This window comes from Streptomyces sp. NPDC059989 (assembly GCF_042736975.1).
Classification (GTDB): domain Bacteria; phylum Actinomycetota; class Actinomycetes; order Streptomycetales; family Streptomycetaceae; genus Streptomyces.
In genome coordinates this window covers 57,178-79,500 of the sequence record NZ_JBHWUO010000023.1, presented here as the reverse complement: position 1 = coordinate 79,500, position 22,323 = coordinate 57,178, and the positions used below count along the sequence as shown (strand labels likewise).

21 protein-coding genes are annotated in these 22,323 nt (G+C 73.6%); 7 read left to right on the top strand and 14 right to left on the bottom strand.

All coding sequences use genetic code 11. The features are described from left to right. Nucleotides 1-108: 108 nt before the first annotated feature. Genes ACFWBN_RS21655 through ACFWBN_RS21645 form a run of 3 tightly spaced genes read left to right on the top strand, consistent with a single transcriptional unit; the run spans nucleotide 109 to nucleotide 2,888 of the window. Complete coding sequence (locus tag ACFWBN_RS21655; protein ID WP_385178516.1) at nucleotides 109-1,602, top strand: hypothetical protein; 1,494 nt, start codon at nucleotides 109-111, stop codon at nucleotides 1,600-1,602. Nucleotides 1,603-1,610: 8 nt separating this feature from the next. Next, nucleotides 1,611-2,186, top strand: a complete 576-nt coding sequence (locus ACFWBN_RS21650) for a pyridoxamine 5'-phosphate oxidase family protein (RefSeq protein WP_385178515.1) — start codon at nucleotides 1,611-1,613, stop codon at nucleotides 2,184-2,186. 6 nt (nucleotides 2,187-2,192) lie between these two features. After that, nucleotides 2,193-2,888 carry a L,D-transpeptidase gene (locus ACFWBN_RS21645; RefSeq protein WP_385178571.1) on the top strand — a complete coding sequence of 232 codons (696 nt, stop codon included), beginning with the start codon at nucleotides 2,193-2,195 and terminating at the stop codon, nucleotides 2,886-2,888. A gap of 16 nt (nucleotides 2,889-2,904) precedes the next feature. On the opposite strand, the gene ACFWBN_RS21640 is transcribed toward ACFWBN_RS21645, so the two are convergent. The 5 genes from ACFWBN_RS21640 to argC are packed head-to-tail and all read right to left on the bottom strand — an operon-like array spanning nucleotide 2,905 to nucleotide 7,762. After that, nucleotides 2,905-3,441, bottom strand: coding sequence for an arginine repressor (locus ACFWBN_RS21640; protein WP_030027366.1), 537 nt, complete (start codon nucleotides 3,439-3,441; stop codon nucleotides 2,905-2,907). Nucleotides 3,442-3,448: 7 nt separating this feature from the next. After that, the gene (locus tag ACFWBN_RS21635) at nucleotides 3,449-4,654 is read right to left on the bottom strand and encodes an acetylornithine transaminase (protein ID WP_385178514.1); all 1,206 of its coding nucleotides are present in this window, start codon (nucleotides 4,652-4,654) and stop codon (nucleotides 3,449-3,451) included. Next, a complete protein-coding gene (argB, locus tag ACFWBN_RS21630) occupies nucleotides 4,651-5,559 on the bottom strand; it encodes an acetylglutamate kinase (RefSeq protein ID WP_385178513.1) in 909 nt (302 codons plus the stop codon). The genes ACFWBN_RS21635 and argB overlap by 4 nt, the downstream gene beginning before the upstream one ends. Next, entirely contained in the window at nucleotides 5,556-6,737 is a 1,182-nt protein-coding gene (gene argJ, locus ACFWBN_RS21625; RefSeq protein WP_385178512.1) for a bifunctional glutamate N-acetyltransferase/amino-acid acetyltransferase ArgJ, read from the bottom strand. Before argJ ends, argB begins: the two co-directional genes overlap by 4 nt. Next, entirely contained in the window at nucleotides 6,734-7,762 is a 1,029-nt protein-coding gene (gene argC, locus ACFWBN_RS21620; protein WP_385178511.1) for an N-acetyl-gamma-glutamyl-phosphate reductase, read from the bottom strand. The genes argJ and argC overlap by 4 nt, the downstream gene beginning before the upstream one ends. Before the next feature lie 138 nt (nucleotides 7,763-7,900). Here argC and ACFWBN_RS21615 point away from each other — a divergent pair, with 138 nt between their 5' ends. Beyond that, nucleotides 7,901-8,611 carry a DUF6215 domain-containing protein gene (locus ACFWBN_RS21615; protein WP_385178510.1) on the top strand — a complete coding sequence of 237 codons (711 nt, stop codon included), beginning with the start codon at nucleotides 7,901-7,903 and terminating at the stop codon, nucleotides 8,609-8,611. A 22-nt stretch (nucleotides 8,612-8,633) separates the two neighbouring features. Here ACFWBN_RS21615 and ACFWBN_RS21610 read toward each other — a convergent pair whose 3' ends face one another. The 3 genes from ACFWBN_RS21610 to ACFWBN_RS21600 are packed head-to-tail and all read right to left on the bottom strand — an operon-like array spanning nucleotide 8,634 to nucleotide 11,486. Next, nucleotides 8,634-9,383, bottom strand: a complete 750-nt coding sequence (locus tag ACFWBN_RS21610) for an N-acetyltransferase (protein ID WP_385178509.1) — start codon at nucleotides 9,381-9,383, stop codon at nucleotides 8,634-8,636. Nucleotides 9,384-9,424: 41 nt separating this feature from the next. Next, entirely contained in the window at nucleotides 9,425-10,000 is a 576-nt protein-coding gene (locus ACFWBN_RS21605; RefSeq protein ID WP_385178508.1) for a histidine phosphatase family protein, read from the bottom strand. A gap of 31 nt (nucleotides 10,001-10,031) precedes the next feature. Continuing rightward, on the bottom strand, nucleotides 10,032-11,486 hold the full coding sequence (locus ACFWBN_RS21600; protein WP_385178507.1) for a PLP-dependent aminotransferase family protein: 1,455 nt from the start codon (nucleotides 11,484-11,486) through the stop codon (nucleotides 10,032-10,034). On the opposite strand from ACFWBN_RS21600, the gene ACFWBN_RS21595 reads away from it, so the two are divergent. After that, nucleotides 11,485-12,408, top strand: coding sequence for a DMT family transporter (locus ACFWBN_RS21595; RefSeq protein ID WP_385178506.1), 924 nt, complete (start codon nucleotides 11,485-11,487; stop codon nucleotides 12,406-12,408). The genes ACFWBN_RS21600 and ACFWBN_RS21595 overlap by 2 nt on opposite strands. A gap of 57 nt (nucleotides 12,409-12,465) precedes the next feature. Continuing rightward, nucleotides 12,466-12,663: a DUF1918 domain-containing protein gene (locus ACFWBN_RS21590; RefSeq protein WP_319723247.1), complete on the top strand. Its 198-nt coding sequence runs from the start codon at nucleotides 12,466-12,468 to the stop codon at nucleotides 12,661-12,663. A gap of 1 nt (nucleotide 12,664) precedes the next feature. Here ACFWBN_RS21590 and ACFWBN_RS21585 read toward each other — a convergent pair whose 3' ends face one another. After that, complete coding sequence (locus ACFWBN_RS21585) at nucleotides 12,665-13,939, bottom strand: glycoside hydrolase family 10 protein (RefSeq protein WP_385178505.1); 1,275 nt, start codon at nucleotides 13,937-13,939, stop codon at nucleotides 12,665-12,667. Nucleotides 13,940-14,078: 139 nt separating this feature from the next. On the opposite strand from ACFWBN_RS21585, the gene ACFWBN_RS21580 reads away from it, so the two are divergent. Further along, nucleotides 14,079-14,972 carry a 3-hydroxybutyryl-CoA dehydrogenase gene (locus tag ACFWBN_RS21580; RefSeq protein WP_385178504.1) on the top strand — a complete coding sequence of 298 codons (894 nt, stop codon included), beginning with the start codon at nucleotides 14,079-14,081 and terminating at the stop codon, nucleotides 14,970-14,972. A gap of 18 nt (nucleotides 14,973-14,990) precedes the next feature. Here ACFWBN_RS21580 and ACFWBN_RS21575 read toward each other — a convergent pair whose 3' ends face one another. The 5 genes from ACFWBN_RS21575 to pheS all read right to left on the bottom strand — a co-directional run bounded on the left by ACFWBN_RS21575 (nucleotide 14,991) and on the right by pheS (nucleotide 22,231). Next, nucleotides 14,991-15,512 carry an NUDIX hydrolase gene (locus ACFWBN_RS21575; RefSeq protein WP_385178570.1) on the bottom strand — a complete coding sequence of 174 codons (522 nt, stop codon included), beginning with the start codon at nucleotides 15,510-15,512 and terminating at the stop codon, nucleotides 14,991-14,993. Nucleotides 15,513-15,574: 62 nt separating this feature from the next. Beyond that, complete coding sequence (locus ACFWBN_RS21570) at nucleotides 15,575-16,915, bottom strand: transcriptional regulator (RefSeq protein ID WP_385178503.1); 1,341 nt, start codon at nucleotides 16,913-16,915, stop codon at nucleotides 15,575-15,577. Between the two features lie 313 nt (nucleotides 16,916-17,228). After that, a complete protein-coding gene (locus ACFWBN_RS21565) occupies nucleotides 17,229-18,434 on the bottom strand; it encodes a PP2C family protein-serine/threonine phosphatase (protein ID WP_385178502.1) in 1,206 nt (401 codons plus the stop codon). Between the two features lie 141 nt (nucleotides 18,435-18,575). Beyond that, entirely contained in the window at nucleotides 18,576-21,104 is a 2,529-nt protein-coding gene (pheT, locus tag ACFWBN_RS21560) for a phenylalanine--tRNA ligase subunit beta (RefSeq protein ID WP_385178501.1), read from the bottom strand. Beyond that, nucleotides 21,104-22,231, bottom strand: coding sequence for a phenylalanine--tRNA ligase subunit alpha (gene pheS / locus ACFWBN_RS21555; RefSeq protein ID WP_385178500.1), 1,128 nt, complete (start codon nucleotides 22,229-22,231; stop codon nucleotides 21,104-21,106). Before pheS ends, pheT begins: the two co-directional genes overlap by 1 nt. Nucleotides 22,232-22,323 lie beyond the last annotated feature (92 nt).

Below are 22,323 nucleotides of genomic sequence, written 5' to 3'. Positions count from 1 at the left end.
TGTTTCGTCAATCGAGGTCCTCGCCGCACCGCTGACCAGCCCTTATATCGAAGGCGCCGCCCATGGCGGCCACCTACGATCGGCGGACGAGCCATCCGGGGAGGGCACATGGGGGACACGCGACGGGACACGCATCGGGGGCAGGAGTCCGCGGCGGCGCTCCTGGGCGCGAACACCGGCCTCGTCGCCGGCCTCCACCCCTGGAACGGGCCGCAGGCCTGGATCGCCTACGACCAGGAGGTGCGACGGCGCCTGCGCTCCCGGTCGGACGGGGCCCCGCAGAGCAAGCGGACCGAGATCCGCCTGTGCGACCCCGACGGCCGGATCCGCGCGTCCGCGCTGGCCGCGTGGCGCCTCCCGACGCCGGAGCTCGTCGTCATCCGGTGCGCCGACTGGGTCCCGGCCGTACGGGAACGCGCCCGGCGGGTGCTCGGCCGGCTCGTGGCCAAGAACCCCGAAGAGGTCCTGGTCAGGCTCGCCCCGCTCGTCCTCCACCTCGGCCGGCGCGAGCACGGCGCCTGGGCGCGGGATCAGTTGGAAGCGGCCCTGAGCGGCCGCTACTCCCTCCTCGCCGCGTGGTGGCGCCCCGGGCGGGCCTCGACGACCTGGAGCCTGAACTCGCTGACCGCCCGCCGGCGTGACGCCGTCCTGGACCGCCTGCGCCTCGGGAACGACCTGCCGGCCCGGCGGTTCGCCGCCCGGCTGTCGGTGGAGGGCGGCCGGACCGGCGTACGGGAACTCGCCGCGCGCGCCCGCGTCGAACGGGACCGGGTGACGAGCCGGATCTGGACGGACGGCGCCCTGGCGGCCCTGGCCGCCGGCGGGCCGGACGACGCGGCGATCGACGAACTCCTCGCCGGGAAGCTGCCCCTGGTCCGGGCCTCCGGGCTCACCGCCCTGCGCGCGGCCGGGCGGGCCGCCGAGGCCGCGGACCACCTCGCCGACCGCTCCGGGCTCGTCCGCGCCCGCGCCCGCTCGCTGGTCCGGCAGGACGGCGGGGACCCGTACGCCCTCCACCGCGCGCTGGTCGAGGACCCGGCCCGCGTCACCCCGTACGCCGTCGCCGGCTTCGCCGAGTGCGCCCGCCGGGAGGACGCCCCGCTGCTGCGCACCCTGTCGGCGCACCCGGCGGGCGCGGTCCGGGCCGCCGCCGTGGCCGGGCTGTACCTCCTGGAGGCCACCGACGACGCGCTGCTCCTGCCGCTGCTGGACGACCCCTCGCCGGCCGTGGCCCGCGAGGCCGCCCGCGCCCTGCGCTTCTCGATCTACGCCCTGCCCACCGACCGGCTGCAGTCCCGCCTGGTACCCGGGTGGCCCGTCCACACCCGCCGGGCCGCCTACCGGCTGCTGCTCCCGCGCGGCGGCATCACCGCACTGCGGGCCGCCGTGGCGCTGGTGAGGGACGAGGACCCGGTCCTGCGGGAGGCCGCCGCCCGCCACGTCCAGCTGCTGTGCTCCCGGCGCGGTGCCTTCTTCCTGCCGAAGCGGGACCCGGAGGTCGCGGCCCTGCTGGACCGCTGCGAGGGCGTGTTCGACCGCTTCGTCATGGGCGGGATGCGCGGACGGGTCGGCATTCCCCGCGCGAAGTCCAAGCGCGGATAATGATCAGCATGGGAAAACTCCACGAACGCATAGACGGCCGGCTGCGCAAGTTCATCGAGGAGCAGCCGGTCTTCTTCACGGCGACCGCCCCGCTCGCGGGTGACGGTCACGTCAACCTGTCCCCCAAGGGCCGCGCCGGCACCCTCGTCGTCATCGACGAGCAGCGGCTCGCCTACCTGGACTTCGGCGGCAGCGGCGCCGAGACCATCGCCCACGTCCGCGAGAACGGCCGGATCACGCTCATGTGGTGCGCCTTCAGCGGGCCGCCGAACATCGTGCGCATCCACGGCGAGGGCGAGGCCGTCTTCCGCGACGACCCCCGCTGGGCCGAGCTGATCGGGCTGTTCGGGGAGGCCGACGGGCCCGCCGCGCGCGCCATCATCCTCGTCCACGCCCGGCGGATCGCCGATGTGTGCGGGTACGCCGTCCCCTTCATGGAGTACCAGGGCGAACGCACCCTCCACGCGGAGTACTTCGGCCGCAAGACGGACGAGGAGTTCGGGGAGTACTGCGAGAAGAAGGTCGCTACGAGCCTCGACGGCCTGCCTGCGCTGCCCATGCCCCTTCCCCCGCGTACCGTCTGACATGTGCTGCGTACCGCTCTTGTCACCGGCTCACTGATCGTCACCGCCCTGCTCCCGCAGGGCCCCTGGAGCCACGATCCGCTGCCCGCCCGCCTCGCCGACACCGGCGGCGGCAGCCAGCTCATCACCGCCGTCGCCCCCGCGCCGGGCTCCACGACCGGACGCCTGACGTGGTGGGACCGGCGGGCGGGGCTCTGGTTCGAGGCCGGGAGCGCGGAGGCCCGCTTCGGGGCGAAGGGCCTGACCGAGGGCGCGACCCGTACGCAGGGCACCAACACCACGCCGACCGGCCTGTACGACCTCCCGTACGCCTTCGGGATCCGGCGCGCGCCGGCCGGGACGGAGTACCGCTACCGGCGGGTGACCGGTGACTCGTGGTGGTGCCAGGACAACGCGTCCGCCGCCTACAACCGCTGGGTGGAGCCCCTGCCGGCGGACTGCGCGCCGGGCGAGGCGGAGCACCTGCTCGCCTACGAGTCCCAGTACGTGCACGCGCTGGTCATCGCCTTCAACTACGACGAGCCCGTACGCGGCCGGGGCGCGGGCATCTTCCTGCACGTCAACGGCAGGGGGGCGACGGCCGGTTGCGTGTCCGTCCCCAGGAGGGCCATGCGGGAGATCCTGCGCTGGGCGAACCCGCGCCGCCACCCCCACATCGCGATCGGCACCGAGTCCGGGGCCCTGGCAGTCACCCGCTACTAGCGGCCGCCGACCGCCGCTAGCCCTCCTTCTGCGCGAGGCGCAGGAGGTGGTCGGCCAGGGCCTGGCCGCCCGCCGGGTCGCGGCTGATCAGCATCAGCGTGTCGTCGCCCGCGATCGTGCCGAGGATCTCGCGGAGTTCGGCCTGGTCGATCGCCGAGGCGAGGAACTGCGCCGCGCCGGGCGGGGTGCGCAGGACCACGAGGTTCGCGGAGGCCTCCGCCGAGATCAGCAGTTCCCCGGAGAGGCGCCGCATGCGCTCCTCCTTCGCCGACTCCCCGAGCGGGGCCTGCGGGGTGCGGAAGCCGCCCTCGCTGGGCACCGCGTAGATCAGCTCGCCGCCGGTGTTGCGGATCTTCACCGCGCCCAGCTCGTCGAGGTCGCGCGAGAGCGTCGCCTGGGTGACGCTCAGCCCGTCGTCGGCGAGCAGCTTGGCCAGCTGGCTCTGGGAGCGGACCGGCTGCCGGTTGAGGATGTCCACGATCCGGCGGTGGCGGGCGGTGCGGGTCTGCGGGACGGCCTGTCCGCCGTGCTCGTTGTCCTGCGCCTGACTCATCGTCGTCTCATTCTCCGGATCGGTCCCCGTTGGCTGCGTCGAGGATGCCGGGCAGGGCCCGGAGGAACGCGTCCACCTCGGCCTCGGACAGTACGTAGGGGGGCATGAGCCGTACGACGTCGGGGGCGGGCGCGTTGACCAGGAAGCCGGCGTCCTGAGCCGCCTGCTGCACCTGGGGTGCGAGGGGCTCGGTCAGCACGATACCCAGCAGTAGACCGGCACCGCGGACGTGGGAGACCAGCCCGTGCCCGGAACCCTCGATTCCGGCGCGCAGCCGCTCGCCGCGCGCCTTGACCCGGTCGAGCAGGCCGTCGGCGGCGATGGTGTCGATCACGGCGAGGCCGGCGGCGCAGGCGACCGGGTTCCCGCCGAAGGTGGTGCCGTGCTGGCCGGGCTGGAGCAGGTCGGCCGCCGGTCCGAAGGCGGCCACGGCACCGATCGGCAGACCGCCGCCGAGCCCCTTGGCGAGCGTGACGAGGTCGGGTTCCACGCCCTCGTGGGCCTGGTGCTCGAACCACTGGCCGCAGCGCCCGATGCCGGTCTGCACCTCGTCGAGGACGAGCAGCGCGCCCTTGGCCCGGGTGATCTCGCGGGCGGCCGTCAGGTACCCGGCGGGCGGGACGACGACGCCGTTCTCGCCCTGGATCGGCTCGACGATCACGAAGGCCGTCTCCTCGGTGACGGCGGCCCGCAGGGCCTCCACGTCGCCGTACGGGACGTGCGTGACGTCGCCGGGCAGGGGCAGGAAGGGCTCCTGCTTCTTGGGCTGGCCGGTGAGCGCGAGGGCGCCCATGGTCCGGCCGTGGAAGCCGCCGGAGGTGGACACCATGTGGGTCCGCCCGGTCAGCCGGCCGATCTTGAACGCGGCCTCGACGGCCTCGGCGCCGGAGTTGCAGAAGAAGACCTTGCCGGGACGGCCGAAGAGCTGGAGCAGCCGCTCGCCGAGCGCGACGACCGGCTCGGAGGCGAAGAGGTTGGAGACGTGGCCGAGCGTGGAGATCTGGCCGGTCACGGCCTCGACGATCGCCGGGTGGGCGTGGCCGAGGGCGTTGACCGCGATGCCGCCGACGAAGTCGGTGTACTGCCGGCCGTCCGCGTCCCAGACCTGGGCGCCTTCGCCGCGTACGAGGGCCAGCGCCGGGGTGCCGTAGTTGTTGGTCAGCGCACCCTGCCAGCGGGCGCGGTACTCCTCGTTGCCATGGCCGGTGGTCACCGGGGCTCCCCTCCCTGTGCGTCGGGCACGACCATCGTGCCGATTCCCTCGTCCGTGAAGATCTCCAGCAGGATCGAGTGCTGGACCCGCCCGTCGATCACCCGGGCGGTGCTGACGCCGCCGCGCACGGCGTGCAGGCAGCCCTGCATCTTGGGCACCATGCCGCTGGACAGTTCCGGCAGCAGCTTCTCCAGCTCGCTGACGGTGAGCCGGCTGATGACCTCGTCGCTGTTGGGCCAGTCCGCGTAGAGGCCCTCGACGTCGGTGAGGACCATCAGCGTCTCGGCGCCGAGCGCGGCGGCCAGGGCCGCGGCCGCCGTGTCGGCGTTGACGTTGTAGACGTGGTGGTCGTCGGCGCTGCGCGCGATGGAGGAGATGACCGGGATCCGGCCGTCCGCCAGCAGCGCCTCGATCGCGCCGGTGTCGATGGCGGTGATCTCGCCGACCCGCCCGATGTCGACGAGCTCGCCCTCGATCTCGGGGGTGTGCCGGGTGGCGGTGATGGTGTGCGCGTCCTCGCCGGTCATGCCGACGGCGAGCGGCCCGTGCCGGTTGAGCAGCCCGACCAGCTCGCGCTGGACCTGGCCCGCCAGCACCATCCGTACGACGTCCATGGCCTCGGGGGTCGTGACGCGCAGGCCCGCCTTGAACTCGCTGACCAGGCCCTGCTTGTCGAGCTGGGCGTTGATCTGGGGGCCGCCGCCGTGCACGACGACGGGCTTGAGGCCGGCCTGGCGCAGGAAGGCCACGTCCTGGGCGAAAGCGGCCTTGAGGTCCTCGTCGATCATGGCGTTGCCGCCGAACTTGATGACGATGATCTTGCCGTTGTGGCGGGTGAGCCACGGCAGCGCCTCGATGAGGATCTCCGCCTTCGGGAGTGCGGTGTGCTTCCTCGCGGTGCTCATGAGCTGTAGGCGCTGTTCTCGTGGACGTACTCGGCGGTCAGGTCGTTGGCCCAGATGACGGCGGATGCGCTGCCGGTGGACAGGTCGGCGGTGATGCGGACCTCGCGGTCCTTCATGGAGACCAGGTCGCGGTCCTCGCCGACCGAGCCGTTCTTGCAGACCCACACGTCGTTGATGGCGACGTTGAGGCGGTCCGGGTCGAAGGCGGCCCGGGTGGTGCCGATGGCGGAGAGCACCCGGCCCCAGTTCGGGTCCTCGCCGTGGATGGCGCACTTGAGCAGGTTGTTCCGGGCGATGGAGCGGCCGACCTCGACCGCGTCGTCCTCGGTGAGCGCACCGATGACCTCGATGCGGATGTCCTTGCTCGCGCCCTCGGCGTCGCCGATCAGCTGGCGGGCGAGGTCGTCGCAGACGGCCCGTACGGCCTCCGCGAACTCCCCGTACGCCGGCACCTGGCCGGAGGCCCCGGAGGCGAGCAGCAGCACCGTGTCGTTGGTGGACATGCAGCCGTCGGAGTCCACCCGGTCGAAGGTGGTGCGGGTGGCCGCGCGCAGCGCCTGGTCGAGGGTGGCGCTGTCCAGGTCGGCGTCGGTGGTGAGGACGACGAGCATGGTGGCCAGGCCCGGGGCGAGCATGCCGGCGCCCTTGGCCATGCCGCCGACGGTCCAGCCTCCCCCACCCTCCGGGCGGGGGGACCCCCAGGAGACGGTGGCCGTCTTGTGCACGGTGTCGGTGGTCTTGATGGCGATGGCGGCGGCCTCGCCGCCGTCGGCGGACAGGGCGGCGGCAGCGGTCTCGATGCCGGGCAGCAGCTTGTCCATCGGGAGCAGGACGCCGATCAGCCCGGTGGAGGCGACCGCGATCTCGCCGGCGTTGAAGGGGTCGCCGAGGGCGTCGGCGACCTTCTCGGCGGTGGCGTGGGTGTCCTGGAAGCCCTTGGGGCCGGTGCAGGCGTTGGCGCCGCCGGAGTTCAGGACGACCGCGCTGACGGTGCCGCCGCGCAGGACCTGCTCGGACCAGTGCACGGGTGCGGCCTTGACGCGGTTGGAGGTGAAGACGCCCGCGGCGGCGAGACGCGGCCCGTTGTTGACCACGAGGGCCAGGTCGGGGTTGCCGTTTGCCTTGATTCCGGCGGCGATGCCCGCCGCCGTGAATCCCTGTGCTGCCGTGACGCTCACGGTGCCACTCCGATCGTGGAAAGCCCCAGGCTCTCGTGGAGCCCGAGGGCGATGTTCATGCTCTGTACCGCGCCGCCTGCAGTGCCCTTGGTCAGGTTGTCGATGGCGCTGATGGCGATGATCCGCCGGGCGGACTCGTCGTAGGCGACCTGGACCTGTACGGCGTTGGAACCCTGGACGGACTTGGTGGTCGGCCACCGGCCCTCGGGGAGGAGCTGGACGAAGGGCTCGTCCTCGTAGGCCTTCTCGTAGGCGGCGCGGAGCGATTCCGCGGTGGTGCCGGGGAGGGCCTTGGCGGAGCAGGTGGCGAGGATGCCGCGCGCCATGGGAACGAGGTTCGGGGTGAAGGAGACGGAGACCCGCTCCCCGGCGAGCGGGGTCAGGTTCTGCACCATCTCGGGGGTGTGCCGGTGCATGCCGCCCACCCCGTAGGGGGTGACCGTGCCCATGACCTCGGAGCCGAGCAGGTTCGCCTTGAGGGCCTTGCCCGCGCCGGAAGTGCCGGTGGCGGCGACGATCACGGCCTCGGGCTCGGCGAGCCGCGCCTGGTAGGCGGGGAACAGGGCGAGCGAGACGGCGGTGGGGAAGCAGCCGGGGACGGCGACGCGCTTGGCTCCCGCGAGGGCGGCGCGGCCGCCGGGGAGCTCGGGGAGGCCGTAGGGCCAGGTCCCGGCGTGGGTGCCGCCGTAGAACGCGGCCCAGTCGGCCGGGTCCTTGAGCCGGTGGTCGGCGCCCATGTCGATGACGAGGACGTCCTCGCCGAGCTGGGCGGCGACGGCGGCGGACTGGCCGTGCGGGAGCGCGAGGAACACGACATCATGTCCGGCGAGGACCTCGGGCGTGGTCGCCTCCAGGGTCCGCCCCGCGAGGGGCCCGAGGTGCGGTTGCAGGTTGCCGAAGAGTTCTCCGGCGTTGGAGTGGCCGGTCAGCGCGCCGATCTCGACCTCGGGGTGGGAGAGCAGCAGGCGCAGGACTTCACCGCCCGCGTATCCGCTCGCTCCGGCCACCGCTACACGTACCACCATCGGACCCTCCTCCTCGATGGCATGACTATACGTATCCCTGCAGGTTTATGCAAAGCCTCGGATTCTTCCTTTGCGCCCCGATGATCACCCGGATAAGGTCCCCGGGCACGTACCGGGGGAACAGGACAGGTGGGGGACATGGCCGAGGACAACGACGCGTCCAACAGGGGCGCACGCGCGTGGGGGCAGGCCCTCGCGGCGGTGGTGCTGATACCGGGCCTCGGTTTCGGGATGTGGGCGTGGGAGGAGTACAAGGAGTCGCTGCCCCCGGTCGACTGGGGCCTGGAGAAGCCCGCCGCCTGCTCGGGCGGGGAGCGCGAGAAGGGCTATCCCCACCCCTACCTCTCCGGCGCCGAGCTGTGCGAGGCGCTGAACCGTCCCGACCTCGCCGATCTGCTGGGCACTCCGGGGGAGCGCGCGAAGAGCGCCGGCGGCAGCGGCGGCTCCTTCAAGACCAGCGGCGGCCGGGAGATCGCCATGCCGTCCGCCCGGGTCGAGTTCGAGACCTACACCGTGACGCTGGGGGCCTCCTACGGCAACCTGCCGGTGGCCCGGTCGGCCACCCTGCTGGGGGACACCGCTCCCCCGCGCACCGTGCTGGGCCGCCCGGCGGCCCTCTACTCGGACCGCACCATCCAGCTCAGCTTCCGCCTCGACGGGAGCGACTCCAGCAGCGCCCCCGGCGTCCCGGCCCGTGTCCTGACCGTGGCCCGGGACGCGAGCGACAACGGGGACTCCTTCGATGTGACCCTGTGGCGCAAGGACGGCGCCCTGCCGGACGACGCGGTGGTGCTCCGCGTCGCGGAGACCCTCCTGCCGACCGTCCCGCGCTGGACGCCGGCGGGCTGACCCGTCCGCTGCCCCGTCCGCACTACGCGAGCCGGTGCCGGACCCATACGTTCGGCTCCACGTACACCGCGTAGCCCTGCTCCGGGTCGCAGTGGACCGGCGCGAGGGCGCCCGGGACGCGGACCGGGCCCGGGGTGGCGAAGGGGAGGCCGGTCCACCCGCGCCATTCGGCGAGCGAGGCGGTGACCGTCATCGAGAGCGGGGCGACCGAGTCGATCACCGCGCCCGCGCGGACGTGGACGCGCAGCCACGGGTCGTGCGGGAGGCCGTCCTCGCGGGTGCGGTACGCGTACTCGTGGATGGAGGTGTCCGGCTCGGCCGGTTTTCCGCTGGGCCGGACCGGGGCCACGACCTCGGCGAAGCCGCGGGCCCGGGCGTTGTCCCGCATCGCGGCGAGCATCCGCCCGGACAGGCCCTCGCCCTGCCGGTCGGTGGCGACGCTGATCTCGATCGCGCTCACCGTGTCGGGCCGCACCCCGCGCCGCAGGTCGGAGAAGGCCCACATCAGGACCCGGTCCCAGCCCTGCGCGGGCAGCGCCCCGTCGCGGCCGGCCGCGTGCTGCGCGAAGGGCACGCTGAATCCCCGGGCGACGACCGTGTCCCCGTCCGTGGCGACCAGCACGTACTCCGGCAGTTCCGCCACCATCCGCGGGTACAGCAGCCAGGCCAGCGCGTCGTGCTCGGCGAAGGCGGGCCACGAGTCCTTCATGTCCCAGAGCCGTCCGGCCAGTTCGGGCCGCTGTGCGATCGTGGTGATGATGATGCCGGTCATCTCCGCAGGCTAGGCACGGCGCGGCCCGGGTCTCAAACGGTTTACACCGGGGCCTGCAGGGAGAGGTGCCAGCGCCCGGACCAGCCCGTCAGGGTCATGGTCGACAGCGGCCGGACGTCCACGTTCCAGTAGGTCAGCGGCGGTGCCTTCAGCGCGTAGACCAGGGCGGCCCGGACCACGGAGGGCTCCGCCACCGCCACGATCGCGCCCCCGTCGTCGGCGGGCCTGGTGTCGAGCCAGCCGCCGATCCGGGAGATGAAGGCGAGCAGCGACTCGCCGCCGTGCGGGGCGGCGCGCGGGTCGGTGAGCCAGAGGTCCACCGCCCCCGGCTCGTACGCGGTCACCTCGGCCAGGGTCAGCCCCCGCCAGCGGCCCATGTCGCAGTCGCGGAGCGCGGGCTGGGCGAGGGGTGCGTACCCGAGGGCCTCGCCGGTGGCCCGGCTGCGCGGGGTGGGCGAGCAGTAGCGCAGTTCGGCCGCGCCCAGCGGGACGAGGCCGGGTGCGGCGGTCTCCACCGCCTGCCAACCGGCCCCGTCGAGCGGGCGGTCGTCGTCGAAGCGCTCGGCGAGCAGCGAGGAACTGCGGGCTGCGGCGACGAGCGAAAGCCGAACGTGCATGCGGTGATGGTGAGCCGCCCGACGCGCGGGGTCAAGCGTCGGGACCGACCCCGCCGACCAGGCCGGCCCGCATCCGCTGGACCGCCTCCACCAGCTCTCCGGGGCCCGACACCCCGGCGAAGCTCATCCGGACGTACGGCCCGGGCGGTTCCGCGCAGAAGTACGGGCGGCCGGGCGCGACGGCGACCCCGGCGCGCAGGGCCGCGGCGGCGAAGGCGGCGTCGTCTCCGCCGCCGGCCGGCCGCACCCACAACTGGTATCCGCCGGACGGCAGATGGGGCAGCTCCAGGGCGGGCAGCTCGCGCCGCAGGGCCCCCGCGAGCACGTCCCGCCGGTGCCGCAGTTCGGCGGCCACGGTCCGCAGGTGGCGCGGCCAGGCGGGTGCGCCGACCAGTTCCAGGGCGGCTTCCTGGAGTGGCCGGGGCACGAAGAAGCTGTCCACGACCTGGATGGCGCGCAGCCGGTCCACCACCGGGCCGCGGGCCGCCAGCGCGCCCACCCGCAGGCTGGGCGAGGTGGCCTTGGTCAGCGAGCGGACGTGCACCACCACCCCGTCGGGGTCTTCGGCTGCCAGCGTCGCGGGCAGCGGCCCCGCGTCCTCGTGGGCCAGCGCCCGGGCGTAGTCGTCCTCGACCACGAAGGCCCCGGCGGCCCGCGCGATCCGCAGGACCTCGGCCCGCCGCCCGGGAGCCAGCACCGCCCCGGTCGGGTTCTGGAACAGCGGCTGGCATACGAAGACCCGTGCCCCGGTGGCTTCGAAGGCGGCGGCGAGCAGCTCCGGCCGGACCCCCTCGGCGTCCACCGGGACCGGCACGGGCCGGCATCCGGAGGCGCGGGCGATGGCCAGCAGCCCGGGGTAGGTCGGCGACTCCACCAGGATCGGCGCCCCGGGCGGCGCGAGCGCCCGCAGGGCGGTGGCCAGCGCGCTCTGCCCGCCCGCGGTGATCAGCACGTCGGCGGCGCCGACGGCCAGTCCGGCGCCGCCGATCTCGCGGGCGAACCAGTCGCGCAGCTCGGGCAGCCCCTCGATGGGCGGCCGCCCCCAGGCTCCGGGCCGCCGCCCGGCCCGGGCCAGCGCGGCCGCCATGGCCCGCTCGGGCTGGAGGGAGGGGTGCAGGTAGCCGCCGTTGAGCTCGATGACCCCGGAGGGCGGCACGGCCAGCGAGCCGACCACGCCGGTGGCGTCGACGGAGCGCGGGACCACCTCCCCGACGGCCTCCGCGCTGAGGGCGACCTCCTGCCAGGAGGTGTCCCCGGAGGCGGGGGCCGAGGTGCGCGGGCGGGCGCGGAAGACCCCGGCGCCGGGCCGGGTGACGACGAGGCCTTCGGCGGCGAGCTGCGCGAGGGCTCGGGAGACGGTGACGGGGCTGACGCGGTAGCGCTCGACCAGGGCCCGGCTCGACGGGAGCTTTCCACCCACCGAGTAGCGGTTGAGTTCGGACCGGAGGGACTCGGCCAGTTCCGCCACACTGCTACGCTCATACATGACAGCACAGAATAGCGCTACTCGCCCGACATCGATAGCGGTTGGCGGATCCGCCACCGGGACCCGGCCCCAGACCCGGGGCACCCTCCTCGCCCTGCTCGGTGTCGTCGCCTTCTCGCTGACCTTCCCCGCCACCGCCTGGGGCCTGGAGAGCTTCGGCCCCTGGTCGCTCGTCGCCCTGCGCAGCGTTCTCGCGGCCGTCATCGCCGGCGGCTTCCTGCTGGCCGCGCGGGTGCCGCTGCCCGCCCGCGAGCACTGGGCGGGCCTGGCTGTCGTCGCGGGCGGTGTGGTCGTCGGCTTCCCGCTGCTCACCACCCTCGCGCTGACCACCTCCACCACCTCGCACGCCGCCGTCGTGGTCGGCCTGCTCCCGCTGACCACGGCCGCGCTCTCCGCGCTGCGCACCGGGGCCCGGCCCTCGCGCCGGTTCTGGGCCGCGGCCCTCGCCGGGGCCGCGGTGGTCCTCGCCTTCACCGTCGCGCAGAGCGGCGGCTCCCTCTCCGCCGGCGACGCCTACCTGTTCGCCGCCCTGCTGGTGTGCGCCGCCGGATACACCGAGGGCGGGCGCCTGGCCCGGGTGCTGCCCGGCTGGCAGGTGGTCGGCTGGGCGCTGGTGCTGTGCCTGCCGCTCACCGTCGCGGGCTCCGCGCTCGGGCTCGCGTACGAGCCGGTGCACCTGACCGGCCACGGGCTGGCCGGCCTGGTGTGGGCGGCGGCCGGCTCCACCTTCCTCGGCCTGTACGTCTGGTACCGCGGCATGGCCGAGATCGGCGCTCCGCGGGCCAGCCAGCTCCAGCTCGCCCAGCCGCTGCTGACCCTGGTCTGGTCGGTGGCCCTGCTCGGCGAGCACCTGTCGCCCGCCGCACCCGTGGCCGCCTGCGCGGTCCTCGTCTGCATCGCCGTGACCCAACGGGTCAAATAGCAGCGGAACGACCTAAACTGCTAGCACCGGATCGGACCGCCACCGAGGAGGTCAGTTATGCGCGCGACCGAGGGCGACCAGCTGGTGCAGCACGGCAGGATCGTCGGGCAGCACGACAAGGTGGGTGAGATCACCCAGGTGCTGGGCGAGAACGGAACTCCCCCGTACCGGGTCCGCTTCCAGGACGGCCACGAGGCCCTGATGGCTCCCGGACCCGACTGCACGGTCCGCCACCCCTCAGAGCCCGAGCACTGAGTCAGCGCGGGGGTACGACCGACCCGTAGTGGTCGGCGACGACCCTGGCCATGGCCCCGTTGGGGTCCGCGGCCACCTGCTTCGCCGAGAAGTAGGCATGGCCGCGGACCTCGGGGTACTGGCGGGCGAACCGCACGTGCCGGGAGAGCTCCGCCGGATCGCGCCAGGCCGCGGTCGGGCTGTCCGCGTCGCAGCGGTACAGCGCCTCCCCCACGTACAGGTCCACGCCCGTGCCCGCGACCGTCCGCGCCCACCACGGGACGATGTCGGCGTAGTCGGCGGTCGGGTGCCCGATCTGCCAGTAGGCCTGCGGCACGATGTAGTCGATCCAGCCCTCGGTGACCCACTTGCGGGTGTCCGCGTACAGGTCGTCGTAGGTGCCCAGGCCCGCCCGTGTGGGTGAACCGCTCGGGTCCTTGTCGGAGTTGCGCCAGACCGCGAACGGGCTGACCCCGAAGCGGGCCGCGGGCCGGACCTTGCGCAGCCGCTCCGACATCTCGCGGACCAGGGTGTCGGTGTTGTTGCGGCGCCAGGCCGCGCGGGTGGGGAAGTCGGCCCCGTACTCCTCGTAGGCCTCGTCGTCGTCGAAGTACTCGCCGTCCGCCGGGTACGGGTAGAAGTAGTCGTCCCAGTGCACCCCGTCCACCGGGTAGCGGGAGACGGCGTCGAACATGGCGTCCTGGACGAAGAGCCGCACCTCGGGCAGACCGGGGTTGTAGAAGAGCTTCCCGCCGTACTCGACGGTCCAGTCGGGGTTGAGCCGCGCCGGGTGCTCGGGCGCCAGCCGGTCGGGGTCGGTGTGGTTGGCCACCCGGTACGGGTTGAACCAGGCGTGCAGTTCCAGCCCGCGGGCGTGGGCTTCGGTGACGGCCGTGCCCAGCGGGTCCCAGCCGGGATCCACGCCCTGCTCCCCGGTCAGCCACTGCGACCAGGGCTCCAGCTTCGAGGGCCACAGCGCGTCCGCCGCCGGCCGGACCTGGAGGATCACGACGTTGAGCCGGCGCCGCACGGCACTGTCGAGGAGGCCGATCAGCTCCGCGCGCTGCTCCCGCGCCGACAGCCCGCTCTCGGAGGGCCAGTCCACGTTCGACACGGAGGCCACCCACATCCCCCGGAACTCGGCGGTCGCCGCCCCCCGGGCGGGCCCGGGCACGCCCCGCTCCCCGGCGGGCCCCGGCCGCTGCACCGCCCGCGCCGCGCCCGCCCGTCCCGCCGAGACCGCGGCCAGCGCTCCCGCGGCTCCCGCCAGCAACCCCCGACGTCCGATGTACGCCATGTGACGACTCCCTCTCTCTCCGTGACACAACCCCGCGAGTTGACAGCATGCCCGCCCCGGCCGGCCGGAGAGGTCAAGGTCGGGGGTAACGTCGGGGGGCGTGGCGGGCGCCGGAATCGCACGGGGGACCCGCCTACGGATGAGCAGCGAAAGGCACGAAGTGACTGACCTCCCTTCCGACATCACCCGAGTCGGCGTAGTGGGCTGCGGCCAGATGGGCGCCGGCATCGCGGAGGTGTGCGCCCGCAGCGGTCTTGAGGTGAAGGTCGCCGAGACCACGGGCGAGGCCCTGGAGATCGGGCGCACCCGGCTGCACAACTCCCTGACGAAGGCCGCCGAACGCGGCAAGATCACGGAGGAGGAGCGGGACGCCACCCTGGCCCGCCTCAGCTTCACCACCGACCTCGGCGAGTTCGCCGACCGCGACCTCGTCATCGAGGCGGTCGTCGAGAACGAGCAGGTCAAGACGGAGATCTTCCAGGTCCTCGACCAGGTGATCACCCGCCCGGACGCGATCCTCGCCTCCAACACCTCCTCGATCCCGCTGGTCAAGCTGGCCGTCGCGACCTCGCGGCCCGACCAGGTCATCGGCATCCACTTCTTCAACCCGGCCCCGGTGCAGAAGCTCGTCGAGCTGATCCCTGCGCTGACCACGGGCGAAGAGACCGTCAAGCGCGCCGAGGCCCTGGTGCGGAACGTGCTGGGCAAGCACGCGGTCCGCGCCCAGGACCGGTCCGGGTTCGTCGTCAACGCGCTCCTGGTCCCCTACCTGCTCTCGGCGATCCGGATGTTCGAGTCGGGCATCGCGAGCCGCGAGGACATCGACAACGGCATGGAGCTGGGCTGCGCCCACCCGATGGGCCCGCTGAAGCTGTCCGACCTGATCGGCCTGGACACCATCGCCTCGATCGCCGACTCGATGTACGCCGAGTACAAGGAGCCGCTGTACGCCGCTCCCCCGCTGCTCCAGCGGATGGTCGACGCGGGCCGCCTCGGCCGCAAGACGGGCTCGGGCTTCTACCCGTACGGCTGACCGCCGGCGGGTGTCCCGCTAGCCGAGCCGCAGGTGATGCAGCAGGAGCAGCCCGGCCGCCATGTTGGCGGCCGGGATCTCCCCGCGCGCGATCATGTCCGGTACGAGCTTCAGCGGGACCCATTCGCGGCGTGAGGACTCGAAATCGTCCTCGGGGTGGCCGATGTAGGTGGCCCCGTCCGCCCAGTAGAGGTGGTGGCGGGCATCGGTCAGCCCGTTGGACGGCTCCACGGTCATCAGGTGGTGGAGCGGCCCGGGCCGCCAGCCCGACTCCTCCTCCATCTCCCGCGCGGCGGCCGTCTCGACGGACTCCCCGTCCTCGACGACCCCGGCGGGCAGTTCCCAGCCCCAGCTGCCGGTGATGAAGCGGTGCCGCCACAGCAGCAGCACCTCGTTGGCCTCGTTGACGGCCGTGGCGACGGCGACCGGGCGCAGCCGGATCACGAAGTGGTCCAGGTGCCGGCCGTCGGGGAGTTCCACGTCGGCGAGATTCACGTCGAACCAGCGGTTCTTGTACACAGTCTGCTCACTCAGGTTCATCCACTGCACGGCTGTGCCACCTTCCGATCGGGTTGGTGGCAACATGGCAGCAGTTCGAGCCGTCACAGGGGAACGCGCAAAGCCCCGTCGATGAGCTGGGCGGTCTCCTCCGCACCCGAACAACCGCTGGTCAGCAGCTGTTCGCGGACCGCCCGCAACCGGTCGCGCAAGCGCAGCGACTCCATTCCCTTGGCCCGCTCGGCCATTTCGGCCGCGGCCGCCACCGCCCGGTCCGCCTCGCCCTGGCGCAGCTGGATCTCGCACAGCATCGCGAGCCGGTGCACCCGGCCGCGGTCGTGCGCGGGGGTGCCGACCGCGGCCGTCGCCTGCTCGTGGGCCGCCGTGAGGTACCCGAGGCTGAGCAGCGCCTCGGCGACCTGGACGTTGACCAGCCCGGGCTGGACGTAGCCGGTCTCGTCCGGTTCGGTGCCCGGGTGAATCCGCTCGGCGGCCTCCTCGGCGTGCCGGATGCAGGCCAACGCGGCGCGGGTGTCGCCGAGTTGGGCGTACGCCTTGGCCTGCATCGCGTACAGGTCGGCGGCCAGGGCCTGGGTGGTGTGCCGGCCGGCGGCGCGCAGCGCGGCCTCGGCGAAGGCGACGGCCTGGCGGTACTCGCGCAGGTGCAGGGACTGGTTGACGATCAGCGCGATGACGTACGCCCCGAGCCCGCGGTCCCCGCTCGCCTTGGCCAGGCGCAGGGCCTGGTGGAAGTAGCGCTGGGCGAGCCCGTGGGCATCCGAGTCGTACGCGCAGATCCCCGCCACCGCCACGAGGGACCCGGTGGCCCGGTGCAGCCGGCGGCCGAGCGCGTCGGGGTAGCTCCCGCGCAGCATGGGGGCCGTCTCGCTGCCCAGGAAGCGCACGATCCGGTCCCGGGTGGCCACCCCGCCGGCCCGGCGGTACATCAGCTCGTAGTGGGCGCGGGCGGCCCGCAGGATCTCGATGTGCTCGGGCCCGATCCGGTCCGGGCCCTCCCGGGAGACGTCGGCGTCCTCGGGCGGGTTCTCCCACTCCCAGACCGGGATGACGGCGGGCGTCCCGGTGACCGCCTGCGCGATGAGCAGCTGCGGCCTGGCCTGCCCGTCGGAACGCCACAGGGCGGCGGCCCGGTCCACGAAGCCGCTGAGCGGGGAGGCGTGCGGGGACACCGGCAGGCCGGGCACGCCGAGCCCGATGTCGTCCAGCCCCAGGGGCCGCCGCAGCCGGCCGCCGAGCACCTCGCAGATCAGGTCGGGGACCTGGCCGCGGGGGCGCTGGCCCTTCAACCACCGGGCGACGGCGGTGTGTTCGTAGCGCAGGGCGAGTCCGCGGGTGCGGCCCGCCTGGTTCACGTAGGCGGCGAGTCCGGCGTGTGACATGCCCGCCTCGGCGAGGAGGGCGTCGAGCAGGACATTGGGCTGCATGGGCCGCTCCAAGGGCTCGTCGGTCTCAGGCTAATGGGTGCGCGGTTCACACGGGGTGTGAACCGTGTACGCGCATAAATGCGATACGCACTCTGCCGCCGGGGCCCTCGCGAGCGCTTCACTTAAGGGCCTCGCCAAGAGGCAGCTCGGGTCGTCGGCTCCCCCTCGTACAGTGCGACGACCCGTCACCGCGCCGCCCGTTCTGCTGTCTGCCCGACACTCCACGGCAGGCGGGCGGCGTGTTCCGGCTCCGCCGGGGCCCGGTTGGTCGCCGGGCCCCGGCGGAGCCGGCCTGACGGAGCCGGCCTGACGGTCAGGACCGGTCGTCGCGGAGCACGAGGAGGGCGACATCGTCGGCGAGCCGCCCTCCGGTGTGCCGGAGCAGGGCCGCGTGCACGCCCGCCACCAGCCGCGCGGGCGTTCGCGGTGCCGGGGCCTCTGCGAGGACGCTCCGCAGGGGGAAGAACGCGCCGGCGGTGTCGCGGGCCTCCTCGGCGCCGTCGGTGTGCAGGAACAGCGTCTCGCCGGGCCCCAGTTCACCGACGTGCTGCGGCTGGACGTCCGTCGGCACGGGGACCACCCCGAGCGGGGGCAGCGTCTCGCCGTCCAGCGCCTGCACGTACGTGGGCCGCTGCGCGGGGCCTCCCCCACCCCGCCCCTTCCCGAAACTGGGGCTCCGCCCCACACCCCGTACGGCGCTACGCGCCCGCGCCTCAAACGCCGGCGAGGCTGGAAATGCCGCTGCACGGCAATCCAGCCCGCCAGGCGGCACCTTCGAGCCCAGCTCGGCCAAGTCCAGCCCCGCCGGCGTTTGAGGCGCGGGGTCTGGGGCGGAGCCCCGGCTGCGCGGAGCGCAGTGCTCTGGGCTCAGCAGGTACGGCCAGGGGTGGCCGCAGTTCAGGGCCAGCAGGGTGCCGTCCGGGGCGATCTGGAGGAGCAGCACCGTCACGAACTCCTCCGCCGCGGGCGACTCCGGCTCGGAGGGGCAGGACGCAGGGTGCTCGGACCGGGCCCGGTCACGGACATGGCGGTCCAGGGCCCGTTCCATCCGCCTCAGCACACCCCCCAGCGACGCCTCGTCGTACGCCGCTTCGCGGAAGGCTCCGAGGACCGCCGCCGCCGCGCCCAGCGCCGGCAGCCCGTGGCCCCGTACGTCCCCGATGACCACCCGCACCCCGTACCCCGTCGGCACGGCCTCGTACAGGTCCCCGCCCACCACCGCACCCCGGCTCGCGGAGAGCTGGGCCGCGGCCAGCGTCAGGCCGGCGATCCGGCCCGGCAGCGGCCGCAGCAGGGCCCGCTGAGCCGCGCCCGCGATCTCCTGCGAGCGGCGCAGCTCGGCCAGCAGCCCGTGCCGGATGTGCAGGGCGCAGCCGGTGGCCAGGATCAGGAAGGCGGCGCACGTCGCCAGGCTCGGCACCAGCCGCCCGGGGGTGGACAGCTCCCAGGACACCGCGGCGCCGCCCCAGGCCAGCACGCACACCCGGCGCACCTGGGGCATCTCCCCTCGCGTGAACATCCGTAGGACTCCCCTCCGGCCCCCACGATTGTTGCGACCGGCCCGTGCCCCCGACACGGGTCACCGGGGTTCTCACCCGAATGAGTGAGGGGCGCATCCGGTGGTCCGGATGCGCCCCTCAACTGGCCTTACTCGGGTGCGCTACGCGCCCCGGAGCACCGCCCCGGTCCGCTCGCCGGCCAGGGCCACCGCCGCGTCGCGCGCGGCCGTGGACTCCTCGGCGGTCAGCGTCCGGTCGGCCGCGCGGAAGCGCAGCGCGTACGCCAGGGACTTCTTGCCCTCGCCGACCTGCTCACCGGTGAACACGTCGAACAGCCGCAGCGATTCGAGGAGTTCGCCCGCGCCCTTGCGCAGCGCCGCCTCGACGGAAGCCGCCGGGACCGACGCGTCCACGATCAGCGCGACGTCCTGGGTCGCCACCGGGAAGGAGGAGATCCGGGGCGCCTGGAGGGCCTCGCCACCGGCCGCCGCGAGGCGGTCCAGGTCGAGCTCCATCGCGCTGGTGCGGGCCGGCAGGCCCATCGCCTTGACCACGCGGGGGTGCAGCTCGCCGGCGTGGCCGATGACCTGCTCGACGCCGTCGATGGTGACGACCAGCTCGGCGCAGCGGCCCGGGTGCCAGGGGCCGTACTGGCCCTGGCGCACCACGAGCTCGGTACCGGCCTCGACGGCCAGCGAGCGGGCGGCCTCGACCGCGTCCGCCCAGTCGGCCGGGCGGCCCTTGCCCCACCAGCCGGCCTGCTCGCGCGCACCGGCCAGCACGACCGCGGCGTACCGCGGCTGCGCGGGCAGGGCCGCGTTCAGGGTGGCGATCTCCTCGTCCGTGGGACGCCGGTCGACGGGCAGCCGTACGGCGACGCCCGGCTGCGCGGCGGCCCGGAAGACCGAACCGGTCTCGAAGAGCGCGAGGTCGTGGCTGCCCCGGCTGTCGTTGCGGCGCAGCGCGCCGAGCAGACCCGGCAGCAGCGTGGTGCGCAGTGCCGGCTCCTCGTCGGAGATCGGGTTGACCAGCTTGACGACCTGGCGGGCGGCGTCGTGGGCGGGGAGCTGGAGCTGGTCGAAGACCTGCTCGCCGATGAACGGGTAGCTCAGCGCCTCGACGTAGCCGGCGCCGGCCAGCGCGCGGCCGACCCGGCGGTGCAGCTGCTGCCGGGCGGTGAGGCCGCGGCCGGAGGGCACCTGCGGGAGGGTCGACGGGAGGTTCCCGTAGCCCTCCAGCCGGATGACCTCTTCGGCGAGGTCGTTGGGCGCGGCGAGGTCGGGCCGCCACGACGGGACGGTGACGACGAGCTCGTCCTGGCCGTAGACGTCGCAGCCGATCTCCTGGAGGCGGCGGACGACGGTCTCGCGGCCGTACTCCATGCCCGCGACCCGGTCGGGGTGGTCCGCGGCCATGGCGATGGTGCGCGGGGCGCCCGGGGCGATGACCTCGGTGACCCCGGCCTCGGCGGTGCCGCCCGCGAGGAGCACGAGCAGGTCGACGGTCCGCTGCGCGGCCGCGGCGGCGGCCTGCGGGTCGACGCCCCGCTCGAAGCGCTTGGAGGCCTCGGAGGAGAGCTTCAGGCGGCGGGCGGTGCGCGAGATCGACACGGCGTCGAAGTGCGCGGCCTCGATGACCACCTCGGTGGTCCCGGTGACGGCGCCGGTCTCCGGGTCGGTGACGGAGTCGGCGATCTCGGTGTTGGCGCCGCCCATGACACCGGCGAGCCCGATCGGGCCGCTGTTGTCGGTGATCACCAGGTCCTCGGCGTCGAGCGTGCGCTTGACGCCGTCGAGGGTGGTGAACTTCTCGCCCTGCTCGGCGCGGCGGACACCGATGGTGCCGTCGATGCTGGAGCGGTCGTAGGCGTGCAGCGGCTGGCCGAGTTCGAGCATCACGTAGTTGGTGATGTCGACGGCGAGCGAGATCGGGCGCATGCCGGCCTTCTGGAGGCGGCGGGTGAGCCAGATCGGGGAGCGCGCGTCGGGGTCGAGGCCGGTCACCGTGCGGGCGGTGAAGCGGTCGCAGCCGGCCGGGTCGTCGATCTTGACCGGGTAGCCGTACGAGTTCGGCTGGGGCACGTCGAGCAGCGCCGGGTCGCGCAGCGGCAGGCCGTAGGCGGTGGCCGCCTCGCGGGCGACACCGCGCATGGACATGCAGTAGCCGCGGTCCGGGGTGATGTCGATGTCGAGGACCTCGTCGACGAGCTGGAGCAGCTCGATCGCGTCGGTGCCGACCTCGTGCTCGTGCGGCAGCACGATGATGCCGTGCGTGCCGTCGTCGCCCATGCCCAGCTCGTCGCCGGAGCAGATCATGCCGTGCGAGGTGCGGCCGTACGTCTTGCGCGCGGCGATCGCGAAGTCGCCGGGCAGGACGGCGCCGGGGAGGACCACGACGACCTTGTCGCCGACGGCGAAGTTCCGGGCGCCGCAGACGATCTCCTGCGGCTCGCCGGTGCCGTTGGCCTGGCCGACGTCGACCGTGCAGAAGCGGATCGGCTTGCGGAAGCCCTCGAGCTCCTCGATGGTCAGCACCTGGCCGACGACGAGCGGGCCCTTGAGCCCGCCGCCGAGCTGCTCGACGGTCTCGACCTCGAGGCCGGCGTCGACCAGCTTGGCGGCCACGTCACGGCCGGTCTCACCCGCGGGGAGGTCGACGTACTCCCGCAGCCAGGAAAGCGGGACGCGCATCAGATCTCACTCCCGAACGGCCGGGTGAAACGGACGTCACCCTCGACCATGTCTCGCATGTCTTCAACGTTGTGGCGGAACATCAGCATCCGCTCGATGCCGAACCCGAAGGCGAACCCGCTGTACTTCTCCGGGTCCACACCGCAGGCGACGAGCACCTTCGGGTTGACCATGCCGCAGCCGCCCAGCTCGATCCAGCCCTCGCTGGAGCAGGTACGGCACGGGCGGTCGGGGTTGCCCACCGACGCGCCGCGGCACACGTAGCACTGCATGTCCATCTCGGCGGACGGCTCGGTGAAGGGGAAGAAGTGCGGGCGCAGGCGGGTGGTGGTGCCCTCGCCGAACAGCTCCTGGACCATGTGGTCCATGGTGCCCTTGAGGTCCGCCATGGTCAGGCCCTCGTCCACGGCGAGCAGCTCGACCTGGTGGAAGACCGGGGTGTGCGTCGCGTCGAGCTCGTCGGTGCGGTACACCCGGCCCGGGCACACGATGTAGACGGGGGGCTTGCGCTCCAGCAGCGAGCGCGCCTGCACCGGGGAGGTGTGGGTGCGCAGCACGACGCCGGACTCGTCGCCCTCGGTGCCCTCGGGCCCCTGGACGAAGAAGGTGTCCTGCATCTGGCGCGCCGGGTGGTCGGGCGTGAAGTTGAGGGCGTCGAAGTTGAACCACTCCGCCTCGACCTCGGGGCCCTCGGCGACCTCGTAGCCCATGGCCACGAAGATGTCCGCGATGCGGTCCATCAGCGTGGTCAGCGGGTGCCGGGCGCCGGCGGGGGTGCGGTCGTAGGGCAGCGTGACGTCCACCGCCTCCTCGACCAGCACCCGCTCGTCGCGCTCCGCCTCGAGCTCGACCGTGCGGGCCCCGAAGGCCTTGTTCACGGCGCCGCGGGCCTGGCCCACGCGCTTGCCCGCCTCGGCCTTGGCCTGCGGGGGCAGCGCGCCGATCTCGCGGTTGGCGAGCGCCAGGGGCGAGCGGTCGCCCATGTGCGCGGTCTTCGCCTCACGCAGCGCGTCGAGGTCGCCGGCGGACGCGAAGGCGGCGAGCGCCTCGTCCCGCATGCGCTCGATCTCTTCCGGTTTCAGTGCCTCGACCTCGACAGGGTCGTACGACTTGTTCGGTGCCGACATCTCTTCCCGTACTTCCGATGGCTGGCTGGTGGTCCCCGTACGGCACGATCAGACCGATCGACACAGAGACACAAAGGTGCCAAAGGACGAGT